Raw genomic sequence first — 14,103 nt, forward strand, 5'->3', positions numbered from 1 at the left:
CTTTCCCTTCCGGTGTTACATACCGACCGGTTAGTCTGGCTGGGCAGTGGAGCCGCAGTCGAAGGAGACCGATGGTGGAAGCCGTTCAGGGTGCCGGGGTAGTCGTCACGGGGGCTGGGGGTGGCATCGGGGCCGCGCTTGCGCGGCGGTTCGCCGCCGAAGGGGCCCGGGTCGTGGTGAACGACCTCGACGGTGACCGGGCCAAGGCCGTCGCCGACGAGATCGGGGCCATCGCCGTGCCGGGGGACGCCTCCGCCGTCGTCGGTGAGGCACGGGACGCCCTCGGTGGGACCGTCGACATCTACTGCGCCAACGCCGGGGTCGGCTCCGGTGGGTCGGAAGCCGCCGGTGAGGACGTCTGGGCGCAGGCCTGGGACGTCAACGTCATGGCTCATGTGCGGGCCGCCGAGGCGCTGATCCCGGGCTGGCTGGAGCGGGGCGGCGGGCGGTTCGTGTCGACCGTGTCCGCGGCCGGGCTGCTCACCATGATCGGGGCCGCGCCGTACAGCGTCACCAAGCACGGGGCGTACGCCTTCGCCGAGTGGCTGTCGTTGACGTACCGCCACCGGGGGATCAAGGTCCACGCGATCTGTCCGCAGGGGGTGCGCACCGACATGCTGGCCGCCACCGGCAGCGCGGGTGACCTGGTGCTTCAGCCGACGGCCATCGAGCCCGATGTCGTCGCCGACGCGCTGATGAAGGGGATCGAGGAGGAGCGCTTCCTGATCCTGCCGCACCCCGAGGTCGCCGGGTATTACCAGGCCAGGGCCGCCGAGCCGGACCGCTGGCTGACCACCATGAACCACATCCAGCAGAAGTGGGAGGCCGGAGAGTGACCGACTCCCTGTATGCCGCCAAGCCGTGGGTGGCGCTGCTCAACGACGCCCAGCGGGGACCCGTCAGCCCGGACGACTCCCTGGTGCACGCCCTGCGCCGGGTGGTCGGCGAGACGCCCGACAGCACCTTTCTCACCTACTTCGACGGCCGGCTCAGCTACCGCGAGGTCGACGCGCTGAGCGACTCCGTCGCCGGGTATCTGGCCGCCCGCGGGCTGGAGCAGGGCGACCGGGTCGCCGTGCTGCTGCAGAACTCGCCCCACTTCGTGATCGCCCTGCTCGGCGCCTGGAAGGCGGGCGCGATCGTCGTGCCCGTCAACCCGATGTACAAGTCGGGGGAGGTCACCCATGTCCTGCGGGACGGTGAGGTGGCCGCGCTGATCTGCACCGACCGGGCGTGGGAGTCGTATCTGCGCGAGACGGCCGCCGGGTCCCCCGTGCGGATCGTGCTCACCGCCTGCGAGCTGGATTTCCAGACGCGGGACGACGCGCGCGTGCTCACCTTCGAGCGGCTCCCGCAGGCCGCCGACGCCGAGGACCTGGTGGCCGTCGCGAAGGCCGGGCACAAGGCGCCCGAAGGGCGTGAACCGGCGCCGGCGGACATCGCGTTGATCAGTTACACCTCGGGCACGAGCGGTGCCCCGAAGGGTGCCACCAACACCCACGCCAACATCCTGTACAACGCCGAACGGCAGCGCACCGGGCTCGGACTGCCGGACGCCCCCGTGTACTTCGCGATGGCACCGCTGTTCCACATCACCGGGATGGTGTGCCAGCTCGGCGCCTCGCTCGTCAGCGGGGGCTCGCTGGTGCTGGTGTACCGGTTCGAGGGCGGGGTCGTCCTCGACGCGTTCGCCGAGCACAGGCCGCACTACACGGTCGGCCCGTCCACCGCCTTCATGGCGCTCGCCGCGCACCCGGCCGTCACCCCGGACCACTTCGCGTCCTTCCGGAACATCTCCTCCGGCGGCGCCCCGGTGCCGCCCGCGCTGGTGGAGAAGTTCCGGGCCGGCTTCGGGCCGTACATCCGCAACGGCTACGGCCTCACCGAGTGCACCGCGCCCTGCGCCTCCGTACCGCCCGACCTGGAGGCGCCCGTCGACCAGGCGTCCGGGACGCTCGCCGTGGGCGTGCCGGGGCCCGACACCGTCGTACGGATCGTCGACGACCAGGGCGCCGAGGTGCCCTTCGGGGAGCAGGGCGAGATCGTCGTGCGCGGGCCGCAGGTCGTGCCCGGGTACTGGCGGCGCCCCGAGGCCACCGCCGAGACCTTCCCGGACGGCGAACTGCGCACCGGCGACATCGGGTTCATGGACCCGCAGGGCTGGCTGTACGTCGTCGACCGCAAGAAGGACATGATCAACGCGTCCGGCTTCAAGGTGTGGCCGCGCGAGGTCGAGGACGTGCTGTACACCCATCCGGCGGTGCGCGAGGCGGCCGTCGTCGGGGTGCCCGACGGGTATCGCGGCGAGACCGTGAAGGCGTACATCAGCCTGCGGCCGGGCGCCGAGACCGACCCGGATGAACTCGCCGTGTACTGCAAGGAGAGACTGGCCGCCTACAAATACCCGCGCCAGGTGGAGATCCTGCCCGACCTGCCGAAGACGGCAAGTGGGAAGATCCTCCGGCGGGAACTGCGTTCCCGGTCGCACGACAGCGCGTGAACAGTCAGAAAAGGCAGGTGGCGGCAGTGCCCAGGACGACCGACGGAGACGGGGCCCCTGTCCCGCAGCGGCTCCTCGCTGCCGCCACCAGACTGTTCGCCGAGCAGGGCTACGACCGCACCTCGGTGCAGGAGATCGTCGAGGCCGCGGGCGTCACCAAGGGGGCGCTGTACCACTACTTCGGCTCCAAGGACGACCTCCTGCACGAGGTGTACGCGCGCGTGCTGCGCCTCCAGCAGGAGCGCCTCGAGGTGTTCGCGACGGCCGAGGAGCCGGTCGAGAAGCGGCTGCGGGACGCGGCGGCGGACGTCGTGGTGACGACGATCGACAACCTCGACGACGCGTCGATCTTCTTCCGGTCCATGCACCACCTGAGCCCGGAGAAGAACAAGCAGGTGCGGGCCGAGCGCCGCCGCTACCACGAGCGCTTCCGCGGGCTCGTCGAGGAGGGCCAGCGCGAGGGCGTCTTCTCCACGGCGACCCCGGCGGACCTCGTCGTCGACTACCACTTCGGCTCGATCCACCACCTGTCGACGTGGTACCGCCCGGGCGGCCCGCTCACCCCGCAGGAGGTCGCCGACCACCTGGCCGACCTGCTGCTGCGCGCGCTGCGACCGTAGGCCCGCGGCTGTCGGTCAACGGGGGTGGGCCCACGACTGTGGGCCCACCCCCGTTCGCCTACGACTCGGGGGGCGGCCCCAGCCTCGGCTCCGCGGGGTCCGCCCCGCGACTCGTGTGTGCCTACAGGTACTTCTTCAACTCCCGGCGCGCCAGCGACCGTTGGTGCACCTCGTCCGGGCCGTCGGCCAGCATCAGGGTGCGGGCGCTCGCGTACAGCTCGGCCAGCGGGAAGTCCTGGCTCACCCCGCCCGCGCCGTGCAGCTGGATCGCCTTGTCGAGGATGCCGACGACCGTGCGGGGTGTGGCGATCTTGATGGCCTGGATCTCCGTGTGGGCACCCTTGTTGCCGACGGTGTCCATCATCCAGGCCGTCTTCAGGACCAGCAGCCGCAGCTGCTCGACGGCTACCCGCGCGTCCGCGATCCAGTTGTGGACGACGCCCTGCTGGGCCAGCGCCTTGCCGAACGCGACGCGGGAGACGGCGCGTTGACACATCAGCTCGATCGCCCGCTCGGCCATGCCGATCAGCCGCATGCAGTGGTGGATCCGGCCGGGGCCCAGCCGCGCCTGGGCGATGGCGAAGCCGCCGCCCTCCTCGCCGATCAGGTTCGTCACCGGCACCCGCGCGTGGTCGAAGACGACCTCGGCGTGGCCGCCGTGCGAGTGGTCCTCGTACCCGAAGACCTGCATCGCCCGCTTCACCGTGACGCCCGGGGTGTCGCGCGGGACCAGGACCATCGACTGCTGGCGGCGCGGGTCTGCGCCGTCCGGGTCCGTCTTGCCCATCACGATGAAGATCTTGCAGTCGGGGTTCATCGCCCCGGAGATGTACCACTTGCGGCCCGTGATGACGTAGTCGTCGCCGTCCCGCTCGATGAGCGTGGTGATGTTCGTGGCGTCGGACGAGGCTACTTCTGGTTCCGTCATCGCGAACGCCGAGCGGATCTCACCGGCCAACAGCGGCTCCAGCCACTGCTTCTTCTGCTGCTCGTCCGCGAACTGGTACAGCACCTCCATGTTGCCGGTGTCCGGCGCCGCGCAGTTCAGCGCGGTGGGCGCCAAGTGCGGGGAGCGGCCGGTGATTTCGGCGAGCGGCGCGTACTGGAGGTTGGTCAGGCCGCCGCCGTACTCGGCGTCGGGCAGGAAGAGGTTCCACAGGCCCTGCCTGCGCGCCTCCGCCTTCAACTCCCCTACGACGGCGGGGGTGTCCCACGGTGAGGCGAGCTGGGCGCGCTGCTCCTCGGCGACGGGCTCGGCCGGATAGACGTACTCGTCCATGAAGGCCAGGAGCTTGGCGCGCAGTTCCTCGGTGCATGCGTCGTACGCGAAGTCCATGGTGGGTCAGCCTTCCTGAAGGGTGGTCAGGCCGTGCTCGATGAAGACGGGGACCAGTTCGCCGATGCGGTCGAAGCCGGGGCCGACCGTCTGGCCCAGGGTGTAGCGGTAGTGGATGCCCTCCAGGATCACGGCGAGCTTGAACCACGCGAACGCCGTGTACCAGGAGACCGCCGACACGTCGCGTCCCGAGCGCGCCGCGTACCGCTCGATCAGCTCGGCCGGTGTGGGGTGGCCGGGGGCCGAAGCCGTGGTGGAAATGGGGGAGTTGGGCAGGTCCAGCGGCATGCTGTACATCACCAGCAGGCCCAGGTCGGTGAGCGGGTCGCCGAGGGTGGACATCTCCCAGTCGAGGATCGCCTTGATCTTGTCGTCCTCGCCGATCAGGACGTTGTCGAGGCGGTAGTCGCCGTGCACGACCGCCGGTGCGGGCGAGGTGGGGAGGCGGTGGCCGAGGGCCGCGTGCAACTCCTCGACGCCGGCCAGGTCCCGGTTGCGGGAGGCGTCCAACTGCTTGCCCCAGCGCCGGAGTTGGCGGTCGAGGAATCCCTCGGGGCGGCCGAAGTCCGCGAGGCCCACCTCGGCGGGGTCCACCGCGTGCAACTCGACCAGGGTGTCGACCAGTTCGAGGACCGCGCCCCGGGTGCGCTCGGGGCCGAGCGGGAGCAGTTCGCCTGCCGTGCGGTACGGGGTGCCCTCGACGAACTGCATGACGTAGAACGGGGCTCCGAGCACCTCGTCGTCCTCGCAGAGGAGGATGGGTCTCGGCACCGGCACGCTCGTCGGGTGCAGGGCGCTGATCACCCGGTGCTCGCGCTTCATGTCGTGCGCGGTGGCCAGCACATGGCCGAGCGGGGGGCGCCGTACGACCCACTTCGTGGTGCCGTCGGTGACCGCGTAGGTGAGGTTCGACCGTCCGCCCTCGATCAGCCGGCCGGACAGGGCGCCGGTCACCAGACCGGGCTGCTCGCGGTCGAGCAGGCCGCGCAGCCGGTCGAGATCGAGTCCGGGCGGGTGGTCGGGGCTCATACATCACTCCTACGAACGGAGGGGCAGGTCTGCACCCATCATGCCGACCGGTCGGTATGTCGTCCAGTGCGGGAACGAAACGTGACCGGGGCCACGATAAGCCGACAGCTCCCCGCGCTGGGCGACGGGGAGCTGTGCGTCGGTGTTTCCGGGCGGTTCCAGGCCGTTTCGGGCCGGGCGTGGACTCAGTGGTCGTCCCAGTGGCCGTCGTGCAGGGCGTGGCGGTGGCCGTCGTGGACGTAGTCGACGTGGTCGCCGTGCAGCACGCTCTCGTGGCCGCAGTCCTGGCCGTGCTGGTGGGTGTGCTCCTGGTGGGCGACGTGGGTGCCGGGCTCGCACTCGTCCCAGTGGCCGCCGTGTTCGCGGTGCAGGTGGCCGTCGTGGGCGTAGTCGACGTGGTCGTCATGGGGGACGGCGGGGTGGCCGCAGTCCGGGCCGTGGGTGTGGGTGTGGGCGTCGTGCTCCAGGTGGGGGGTGGTCATGTGCTCACCTTCGGGAGTGGGGGGTGACGTCCGTCAGGGTGCCATGGGAATCGGGCGTATGGGGTTATATGGGGTGCGTGGCGCGGGGGTTGGGGGTGCGGGGGGTGTTTGGGGTTGTTGTGTGGGTGCCGGTCGGTGGGGGCTGGGCGCGCAGTTCCCCGCGCCCCTTGAGGGAGTTGGGGTGGGCGGGGTTATGGGTGCGGGTGATGCGCTGGTGCGTTGTGGGGCGGGGTCGTGGCGGTACAGCGAGCCCGCCGCCGGTCGGGCCCTGGCGTTTGTTGAGAGGGGGCGGCGGGGTTGGTGCCGGGTACGCGGCGGGCTGCGCCGTACCGCCACGACCCGCTCCCGTGCGTGGGCGGCTGGCGGTGCGTGGGGCCGCCTGTGTGGGTTGGGCTGTGCTTCAGTACACGAGTGCCGCTGCGCACAGTGCTACCGCCACTGTGCACAGGACCGCTGCCAGTGCCTGTCTTGGGGGCAGGGTCGGGGGGATTCCGGGTGTTGTGAGGGTGCGGATTCTTTGGTGGGCCACTGTCAGGAAGGTCAGCCAGAGGGTGCAGCAGAGGGCGCAGGTGATGATGCTGGAGGGGTGTGCGCCGTTGTGGAGGGCTGCTCTCATGGCCAGGACTGCCGCGACCGTGCTGGAGAGGGTGGTGCGGCGCCAGGCCAGGCGGGTGCGTTCGGGCTGGAGGCCGGGGTCGCGGTCGGGGGTCGGGGGGCGGGTCATCCGGCCCAGCCGGCCAGGACGACCACGACCATCGCCAGGGCCACGATCGCCACCGCGACACTCAGCAGCGCCGGGAAACGGGAGACCGGCAGGTCCTCGCCCCGCCGCATCGCCCGCTCGCACCGCACCCAGTGGTTGACCGCGCGCAGTGCGCAGAGCACGCCGGCCGCCAGCAGGGCCAGGGCCAGGCCCGCCCGCCAGGCCCAGCGCAGGTGCGGCAGGAACTGGTCCACCGCGAAGCCCCCGCCGATCAGCGCGAGCGCGGTCCGCAGCCAGGCCAGGAACGTGCGCTCGTTGGCCAGCGAGAACCGGTAGTCGGGGGTGCCGCCCTCCTCGCCGATCTCCTGGGGCGCGAACCACAGCCGGACGTTCCGTACGAATTCGATCACGGGCAGGACCCTATCCGGCCGTTTCTTCCCGGTACGCCGTCAGTCTCGCGTAGGCCGCCAGGCCGTCCGGTACCCACTCCCACTCGCCCAGCCGGCGTTCGATCTCGTCGTCGGTCAGGAAGTCGTGCCAGGCGACCTCCTCGACCTGCGGGCTGACCGGCAGTTCGCAGCGCACCTCGTACACCGCCGACCACCACGTCCGCCCGGCGCCGTCGTCGTACAGGAACTTGAAGAGGAACGTGGGGCGGGGCAGGCCGGAGACGCCCAGTTCCTCCTCGGCCTCGCGGAGCGCCGCGTCGTCGTAGGACTCGCCCGCGCCGACCACTCCGCCGACGAACATGTCGTAGAGGGAGGGGAAGACGAGCTTGGTGGGGGTGCGGCGGTGTACGAAGACGCGGCCCTGTGCGTCGCGGGCCTGGATGAAGGCGGCGCGGTGGCGGAGGCCCTGCGCGTAGGCCTCGCCGCGGGGGGACTGGCCGATGACCTGGTCTTGCTCGTCGACGATGTCGAGGATTTCGTCAGCTGCGCTCATGCCCCCATCCAAACAGGGGTGCGCCGACGATCTCGCTCCGGTGGTCAGTGCGGCTGCAGTGCCGGTGCCGGCTTCGGCCTTGTCGTGCCGCGCGGCATCGCGGGGTGCATGCCGAGGAGCAGGATGCCTACGACGATTCCGGCGAGGCCCACCGCCTCCCAGGCCAGGGCGCCGGTGTCGGTGCGCAGTCGGTCGCCGAGGAAGCCGACGCCGCAGATGATCCCGGCGAGTGGCTGGGCCGCGGTGAGGGCCGGCAGCGACATGCGCAGGGGGGCCGTCTCGAACGCGCTCTGTACGAGGACCAGGCCCGTCACCCCCAGGGCGAGCACGCCGTAAGGCTGCCAGCCCGTGAGGAGTTCGGTGAGGCCGCCCGCGGTGAAGCGCTGGCCGCTGACGCGGGTGAGCGCGTCCTGGACGCCGTAGAGGAGGCCGGCCGCGAGGGCCAGGAGGACCGGGCCCGAGCTCAGGCGGGAGCGTTTGGCGTAGGTGGTGAGGAGGAGGGCCAGGCCCACCATGACGCCGATGATCAGCCAGTGGCGGAACGGGTCGGTGACCGCGGTGCCGCTGCGGGGTTCGCCCGCGACGATGAACGTCGTCACACCGCCCGCGAGGAGCGCCAGACCCGCCCAGCCCTGGCGGCCCAGGGGTTGTCTCGTCTGCTTGCGGGAGAGGGCGAGGGCGAAGAGGAGGTTCGTGGCGAGGAGCGGTTCGACGAGGGAGACCTCGCCCTTGCTGAGCGCTATCGCGCCGAGCACCATGCCCGCGACCATCAGGCCGATGCCGCCGAGCCAGCGCGGTACCCGCATCAGGTCGAGCAGCAGCCGCGGGGAGAGGAAGTCGCTCAAGGGTGCCTGCTGGGCCACGTTCTGCTGGAGCACGAACCCGAAGCCGAGGCAACAGGCCGCACTCACGGCGAGCATCAGAACCAGAACCGACACGCTGCGTACCTCGATCGTTGGGCCGGGCTACGGGGTGCGTTGCGGCGACTTTAGCGCCCCAGGGCCCGGCGTGCCCCTGGGAGTACCGGAAGCGGACAGTCGACCCGGTCACGATGCTCTGACGACCTCGGGCACGATCGGAGGCGGCGGCGGGACCGTGCTCCCATGGTCCGTCGCCGGGAGCCCGAGCGCCATGGCGTACGCCACACCGGTTCCTCGTGAACGGTTGGAAGCGTACCGTCCGGGGTACCGGATTCAGCCACAAGTACCGCTCCTGTCACGGTAGTTGACAGGTGTAACAAGCGTACGCCACTTGACGCGAAGTGATGGCTGAGGGTTTGCTGTGCGTGATCGGCCGATGGCAGGCCGATGTCCCGCAGCGTCGCGTGAGGATCGTGAGGAATACCCGGGTGTCCCCACCCCCGCCACCCCTCGGACGCCGTCACAAGCGCGCGGCCTTCGACGCCGCGCTCGACGACGGTCGACTGGTCGCCGCGCGGGCCGCGTTGGCCCAGGGCCGCTGGCAGGCGGCGCGCGGACTGCTCGCCCAGACGGGCGACGACTGGGACCTCCGCGCCCACCGCGTCACCGTCCTCGCCCAGGAGTCCTACACCGCCGCCTGGGCCCGCGACTGGCTGCTCGCCGAACCCGAGTCCGGCGACGCCGCCGTGCTGCTCGCCCTGGCCCTCGTCCAGCGCACCCTGGCGGGCAAGGAGAAACCCGCGCGTGCCCGCGACGCCTGCCGTACGGCGTCGGCGAGGCTGCCCAACGATCCGACGCCATGGCTCGGACTGCTCCTGCTGGAGCACACCCTCGGCACCGACGAAGGTGTCGTCCAGCTCTTCGACGAGGTCCGCCACCGGCACGCCGACCACCACCACGCCCACCATCTGATGGTCGCCCGGCTCGCCGAACGCCGGGCCACCGCAGGCCTCGACCCGCTGCACGAGGTCTACGACTTCGCCTACTGGGCCGCCGAACAGGCACCCGCCGACTCCCCGCTCGCGATCCTCCCGGTCGTCGCGCACGCCGAGCGCTACCGCGTCCTCGCCGCCGCCGGTCTCGAACCCGCCGATCCGACCGCCTCCGGGCACTGGGCCGGCCGCCGGGCCCGACAGGTCATGAAGGCCGCCTTCGACTGGTGGCTGGAGTGGGAGCAGGAAGGCCACCCGCGCCGTCTGGTCGACCTCAACTTCCTCGCCCACGCCAAGTGCTGCGAGGGCCGGGGCGCCGAGGCCGCCGCCCTGTTCCACCGCATCGGAGAACACCCCACCCCGGCGCCCTGGTCCTACCCGGACCGCGACCCCCTCACCGCCTTCCGCACCGCACGCGACCACGCGCTCGGTGTGTCGTGACGTCATCGTGTCGACGAAACGCACCCGTAGCGACGGAACGACCTCGTAGCAACGCCCTCGTAACGCCCTCCCCGTAGCGACCCGAAAGGACGTTCCCGCCATGACGACGGGCAGTTCCAGTACGAGCAGCGCCACCGCGGACGGCGGCGGTATCAGCACGTTCAGGGGACAGGAACGCGCCCTGCGCGCCGACCGCCTCGGCACCGGGGGCCTGCTGCTCTCCGTGCTCGCGGCGACCGCCCCCCTCATGGTGGTCGCAGGTGTCATGCCCACCACATTCGCGGTGATGGGCATCGAGGGGCAGCCCCTGCTCTTCGTCCTCCTCGGTGTCGTCCTGGTGCTCTTCAGCGTCGGCTACGCGGAGATGAGCCGGCACGTCCACAACGCGGGCGCCTTCTACGCGTACATCTCCCGCGGCCTCGGCGGCACGGCCGGCGCGAGCGCGGCCCTGGTGGCGCTCGTCGCGTACAACGCCCTCCAGGTCGGCATCTACGGCATCTTCGGCTTCGAGGTCTCCGGCCTGTTCTCCACCTACGCCGACCTCCAAGTCGCCTGGTGGATACCGGCGTTGGCGGCCGTCCTCGTCGTCGGCGCGCTCGGCTGGCTGAAGATCGACGTCAACGCGCGCGTGCTCGGCGTCCTGCTGGTCATCGAGGTCGCGCTCGTCGTCATCTTCGACATCGCCGCCGTCGCCGACCCGGCCAAGCAGGGCCTGTCCCTGCACGCCTTCAACCCGGACACCCTCAGCGGCGCCGGCGTCGGCACCGCCCTGTGCTTCTGCATCGCCGCCTTCCTCGGCTTCGAACAGGCCCCGGTCTACGCCGAGGAGACCAGCCGCCCGCACATCCTGGTGCCCCGCGTGATGTTCCTGGCCGTCGGCGGTGTCGCCGTCTTCTTCGCGCTCAGCTGCTGGGCGCTCACCGTCGCCGCCGGCCCCTCGCAGATCGTCGGCGTCTCCCAGAAGCAGAGCGCGGGCCTGCTCTTCTACCTCACCGAGTCCCGGCTCGGCGGCACCTTTACCGACGTGCTGCACGTCCTGTTCGTCACCGGCATGTTCGCGGCGATGCTCAGCTTCCACAACGTCGTCGCCCGCTACGCCTTCGCCATGGGCCGCGAGGGCCTGCTGCCGTCCGCGTTCGGCCGTACGACGGGCTCCAGCGGCGCGCCCGGCACCGGCTCGCTGCTCCAGACCGCCGTGTCCGCCGTCATCGTGGTCGTCTTCGCGCTCGTCGACGACAAGCCGACCGGCGATCCCACCGAACCGGTCCTGCACCTGTTCACCTGGTTCGGCAACATCGGCGCCCTCGGCGTGATCGTGCTGATGGCCGCCGCCTCCGTCTCGGTGATCGTGTTCTTCGCCCGCCGCGGCTCGGCCCGCGCGCAGGCCTGGCGGCTGGTCACCTCCGGGCTGGCGGGCATCGCGCTCGTGGTCATCGCCGTCTACACGGTCAAGGACTTCGACGTCCTGGTCGGCGCGGGCCCCGACTCCTCCCTGAGCTGGATCCTGCCCGGCATCGTCGGCCTCGCCGTGCTCGTCGGCCTGGCCCAGGGCCTGTTCCTGCGCTCCCGCAACCCCGAGGCGCACGCCCGCATCGGACTCGGCAACGAGGCGTTCCAGCTGGAGAAGGCGGCGGGGGAGACGCCGTAGCGCGGCCCGTTCCTCGGCGGGATCTCCGCGAAGCACGTAAGAAGTGGTTACGGAAGTCTGACGGGCACCCGCGATCCCTGGCCGTGCCGGGGTCGCGGGTGTTCGAATGAGTGCGTGAACCCTGAACAACCCGAGCCTGCTCCACCCGAGGAGGAGAAGGCGGAGGGCCGGCCGTTCGGTCGCCGGGTCCTCCTCGGCACCCTCGGCCTGGGCGCCCTCGGCGTCATCACCGCGCCCGCCCTCCAGAAGGGCATGGAGGGATTCCTCGGTGCGATGTCCGGCGAGGACCCCACCGGCCTGACCGGACTGCTCCCGAACGGCGGCGGCTTCCGCTACTACTCCGTCACCGGGTCCGTGCCGAACAAGAACGCCGAGACCTACCGGCTGACCGTCGACGGCCTGGTCGACAGACCGGCGACGTACACCCTCGCCGACCTGCGTGCGCTGCCGCAGACCCGGCTGGTCAAGGACGTCCAATGCGTCACCGGCTGGCGGGTCCCCGGGACCCCCTTCGAGGGGGTGCGCCTGTCCCGGCTCCTGGACGCGGCGGGAGTGCGTGCCACGGCCGGGGCGGTGCGCTTCACCTGCTTCGACGGCGCCTACTCGGAGAGCCTGACCATCGAGCAGGCCCGGCGCTCCGACATCCTGGTCGCGCTGCGCATGCAGGACAAACCCCTCGGCCACGACCACGGCGGCCCGGTCCGCCTCTATGTGGCCCCCATGTACTTCTACAAGTCCGCCAAGTGGCTCTCCGGCATCACGGTCACCGAGCATGTGAAGCCCGGCTACTGGGAGGATCGGGGCTACGACGTCGACGCCTGGGTCGGCAAGTCGAACGGACGCGACGATGCCCCTACGAACTGAAGCCCACGCCCCGCAGACGGAACCCTCGGCCCGCGTCCGCCGCTTCGGCCGTGCCGAACGCTGGGTGCACCGGACCACGGCCGCGCTGATGGGCATCTGTGTGGCCACGGCGGCCTGCCTGTACATCCCGCAGTTCGCCGAACTCGTCGGCCGCCGCGAACTCGTCGTCCGCATCCACGAGTTGGCCGGGGTCGCGCTCCCCGTCCCCGTCCTGATCGGCCTGATCTCGCGCGGCTTCCGCGTCAACCTCGGCTTCCTCAACCGCTTCGGCCCGCACGACCGGGTCTGGCTGCGCGGCGCCCTGATGCGCGACAAACGCCGCTCGGCGCGCCCGGCGGGCAAGTTCAACGCCGGCCAGAAGGTCTACGCCAACTGGATCGCCGGCGCGACCCTGGTGATGCTCGGCACGGGCCTGATGATGTGGTTCACCCACCTCACCCCGATCATGTGGCGCACCAGCGCGACCTTCGTCCACGACTGGCTCGCCCTGACCATGGGCATCGTCCTGGGCGGCCACATCGGCATGGCCCTGGGCGACCCGGAGGCCAGGGCGGGGCTGCGCACCGGGTCGGTGAGCCGGGAGTGGGCCAAGCGCGAACACCCTCTGTGGAAGCCCTAGTTGAACTCTGGGTCTGGCGTGCCGGTCGCCTCGCTCAGCCCTCGAAGTCCAGCAGCACCTTGCACGACCGGCTCCGGTCGGCCGCCAGCGCGAACGCCGACTCCGCCTCGCGCACCGGCACCACCGCACTGACCAACGCGTCGAACGCGGGCTCCACGGCGAGGAGGTGCAGCGCGTCGTCGAACTCCTCGTCGAAACGGAACGCGCCCCTGAGTTCGATCTCCCTGCTGACGACCAGGTTTCCGGCGAACGGGCTCTGCCCCGGCGGCAGCATCCCGAGCTGCACGACGACCGCGCCCCGCCGCACCAGCCGCAGACAGGTGTCGAGCCCGGCCGCCACCCCGGACGCCTCGATGGCGACGTCCACCTCGGACGGCCACCCGGAGTCGTCCGGATCATCGGCCCGTACGACGGTGTCGGCACCGGCCGCCGTGGCGTAATCGAGGGCCGCCGGGAGCAGGTCGGTCACGGTCACGTGGGCCGCGCCGGCCGCCTTCGCCGCCGCGACGACCAGGCAGCCGATCGGGCCCGCGCCGGTGACCAGCACATGGCGTCCGGTCACGTCCCCGGCGCGTCGTACGGCGTGCAGGGCGACGGAGAGCGGCTCGGCGAGGGCGGCCCTGCGCAGCTCCAGGCCCGCCGGGACCGCCCTCAACTGCGCTGCGGGGACGGTGACTTGGGCCGCGAAACCGCCCTGGACGTGCGGGAAGCGGGCCGCGCTGCCCAGGTACGCGGTGTCCCGGCACACGTTGCGACGGTCGTCCACGCACTCGGGGCACACCCCGCACGGCGTGGCCGGGTGCACCGCAACCGCCGTACCGGGCACGGGACCTGTGGCCCCGGGGCCGTAGGACTGGACCGTGCCGACGACCTCGTGGCCGAGCAGCATCGGTTCCCTGAGGCGGAAGTCGCCGACGCCGCCGTGGCGCCAGTAGTGGAGGTCGGAGCCGCAGACACCGCCGTAGCGGACGGCGACCAGGGCCTGGCCGGGGCCGGGCGCCGGGGTCTTCAACTTCTCGACCCGCAGGTCGTCCTGACCATGAATCACACAACCCAGCATGTCCGGA

The 14,103-nt window shown here is 71.3% G+C and carries 15 protein-coding genes; 7 read left to right on the forward strand and 8 right to left on the reverse strand.

Annotated features, from left to right (window positions below; all coding sequences use genetic code 11):
- Window positions 1-71: 71 nt before the first annotated feature.
- Genes OHT77_RS35140 through OHT77_RS35150 form a run of 3 tightly spaced genes read left to right on the forward strand, consistent with a single transcriptional unit; the run spans window position 72 to window position 3,120 of the window.
- Window positions 72-836, forward strand: coding sequence for an SDR family oxidoreductase (locus OHT77_RS35140; protein ID WP_328832420.1), 765 nt, complete (start codon window positions 72-74; stop codon window positions 834-836).
- Window positions 833-2,500, forward strand: coding sequence for a class I adenylate-forming enzyme family protein (locus tag OHT77_RS35145; RefSeq protein ID WP_328832421.1), 1,668 nt, complete (start codon window positions 833-835; stop codon window positions 2,498-2,500). Before OHT77_RS35140 ends, OHT77_RS35145 begins: the two co-directional genes overlap by 4 nt.
- A gap of 26 nt (window positions 2,501-2,526) precedes the next feature.
- Window positions 2,527-3,120, forward strand: a complete 594-nt coding sequence (locus tag OHT77_RS35150) for a TetR/AcrR family transcriptional regulator (protein ID WP_266767156.1) — start codon at window positions 2,527-2,529, stop codon at window positions 3,118-3,120.
- 121 nt (window positions 3,121-3,241) lie between these two features.
- Here OHT77_RS35150 and OHT77_RS35155 read toward each other — a convergent pair whose 3' ends face one another.
- From OHT77_RS35155 to OHT77_RS35185, 7 genes are all read right to left on the reverse strand, one after another.
- The gene (locus OHT77_RS35155) at window positions 3,242-4,456 is read right to left on the reverse strand and encodes an acyl-CoA dehydrogenase family protein (RefSeq protein WP_328832422.1); all 1,215 of its coding nucleotides are present in this window, start codon (window positions 4,454-4,456) and stop codon (window positions 3,242-3,244) included.
- A gap of 6 nt (window positions 4,457-4,462) precedes the next feature.
- Window positions 4,463-5,485 carry a phosphotransferase family protein gene (locus OHT77_RS35160; RefSeq protein ID WP_328832423.1) on the reverse strand — a complete coding sequence of 341 codons (1,023 nt, stop codon included), beginning with the start codon at window positions 5,483-5,485 and terminating at the stop codon, window positions 4,463-4,465.
- A gap of 185 nt (window positions 5,486-5,670) precedes the next feature.
- Window positions 5,671-5,967 (reverse strand): hypothetical protein, encoded by a 297-nt coding sequence (locus OHT77_RS35165; RefSeq protein WP_328832424.1) that lies wholly within the window; start codon window positions 5,965-5,967, stop codon window positions 5,671-5,673.
- 400 nt (window positions 5,968-6,367) lie between these two features.
- On the reverse strand, window positions 6,368-6,691 hold the full coding sequence (locus OHT77_RS35170) for a DUF202 domain-containing protein (protein ID WP_328832425.1): 324 nt from the start codon (window positions 6,689-6,691) through the stop codon (window positions 6,368-6,370).
- Window positions 6,688-7,080, reverse strand: a complete 393-nt coding sequence (locus OHT77_RS35175; protein ID WP_328832426.1) for a YidH family protein — start codon at window positions 7,078-7,080, stop codon at window positions 6,688-6,690. The genes OHT77_RS35170 and OHT77_RS35175 overlap by 4 nt, the downstream gene beginning before the upstream one ends.
- Window positions 7,081-7,090: 10 nt before the next feature.
- The gene (locus OHT77_RS35180) at window positions 7,091-7,612 is read right to left on the reverse strand and encodes an NUDIX hydrolase (protein WP_328832427.1); all 522 of its coding nucleotides are present in this window, start codon (window positions 7,610-7,612) and stop codon (window positions 7,091-7,093) included.
- A 44-nt stretch (window positions 7,613-7,656) separates the two neighbouring features.
- The gene (locus tag OHT77_RS35185; RefSeq protein ID WP_328832428.1) at window positions 7,657-8,550 is read right to left on the reverse strand and encodes a DMT family transporter; all 894 of its coding nucleotides are present in this window, start codon (window positions 8,548-8,550) and stop codon (window positions 7,657-7,659) included.
- Between the two features lie 410 nt (window positions 8,551-8,960).
- Between OHT77_RS35185 and OHT77_RS35190 the strand changes: the two genes are divergently transcribed.
- The 4 genes from OHT77_RS35190 to OHT77_RS35205 all read left to right on the forward strand — a co-directional run bounded on the left by OHT77_RS35190 (window position 8,961) and on the right by OHT77_RS35205 (window position 13,036).
- Window positions 8,961-9,905, forward strand: a complete 945-nt coding sequence (locus tag OHT77_RS35190; protein ID WP_328832429.1) for a hypothetical protein — start codon at window positions 8,961-8,963, stop codon at window positions 9,903-9,905.
- A gap of 100 nt (window positions 9,906-10,005) precedes the next feature.
- Window positions 10,006-11,553: an APC family permease gene (locus OHT77_RS35195; protein ID WP_328832430.1), complete on the forward strand. Its 1,548-nt coding sequence runs from the start codon at window positions 10,006-10,008 to the stop codon at window positions 11,551-11,553.
- A 114-nt stretch (window positions 11,554-11,667) separates the two neighbouring features.
- Entirely contained in the window at window positions 11,668-12,417 is a 750-nt protein-coding gene (locus OHT77_RS35200) for a molybdopterin-dependent oxidoreductase (protein WP_328832431.1), read from the forward strand.
- On the forward strand, window positions 12,401-13,036 hold the full coding sequence (locus OHT77_RS35205; protein WP_266767145.1) for a cytochrome b/b6 domain-containing protein: 636 nt from the start codon (window positions 12,401-12,403) through the stop codon (window positions 13,034-13,036). Before OHT77_RS35200 ends, OHT77_RS35205 begins: the two co-directional genes overlap by 17 nt.
- 34 nt (window positions 13,037-13,070) lie before the next feature.
- On the opposite strand, the gene OHT77_RS35210 is transcribed toward OHT77_RS35205, so the two are convergent.
- The gene (locus tag OHT77_RS35210) at window positions 13,071-14,096 is read right to left on the reverse strand and encodes an L-idonate 5-dehydrogenase (RefSeq protein WP_328832433.1); all 1,026 of its coding nucleotides are present in this window, start codon (window positions 14,094-14,096) and stop codon (window positions 13,071-13,073) included.
- Window positions 14,097-14,103: the final 7 nt, after the last annotated feature.

Origin of the sequence: Streptomyces sp. NBC_00252 (assembly GCF_036187565.1) — a bacterium.
Lineage (GTDB): Bacteria > Actinomycetota > Actinomycetes > Streptomycetales > Streptomycetaceae > Streptomyces.

What these genes read in the sequence shown, in the direction of transcription:
- OHT77_RS35140 (WP_328832420.1), top strand. Translation starts at nt 72, where the DNA reads ATGGTGGAAGCCGTTCAGGGTGCCGGGGTAGTCGTCACGGGGGCTGGG.
- OHT77_RS35155 (WP_328832422.1), bottom strand. Translation starts at nt 4,456, where the DNA reads ATGGACTTCGCGTACGACGCATGCACCGAGGAACTGCGCGCCAAGCTC.
- OHT77_RS35160 (WP_328832423.1), bottom strand. Translation starts at nt 5,485, where the DNA reads ATGAGCCCCGACCACCCGCCCGGACTCGATCTCGACCGGCTGCGCGGC.
- OHT77_RS35165 (WP_328832424.1), bottom strand. Translation starts at nt 5,967, where the DNA reads ATGACCACCCCCCACCTGGAGCACGACGCCCACACCCACACCCACGGC.
- OHT77_RS35170 (WP_328832425.1), bottom strand. Translation starts at nt 6,691, where the DNA reads ATGACCCGCCCCCCGACCCCCGACCGCGACCCCGGCCTCCAGCCCGAA.
- OHT77_RS35180 (WP_328832427.1), bottom strand. Translation starts at nt 7,612, where the DNA reads ATGAGCGCAGCTGACGAAATCCTCGACATCGTCGACGAGCAAGACCAG.
- OHT77_RS35195 (WP_328832430.1), top strand. Translation starts at nt 10,006, where the DNA reads ATGACGACGGGCAGTTCCAGTACGAGCAGCGCCACCGCGGACGGCGGC.
- OHT77_RS35205 (WP_266767145.1), top strand. Translation starts at nt 12,401, where the DNA reads ATGCCCCTACGAACTGAAGCCCACGCCCCGCAGACGGAACCCTCGGCC.
- OHT77_RS35210 (WP_328832433.1), bottom strand. Translation starts at nt 14,096, where the DNA reads ATGCTGGGTTGTGTGATTCATGGTCAGGACGACCTGCGGGTCGAGAAG.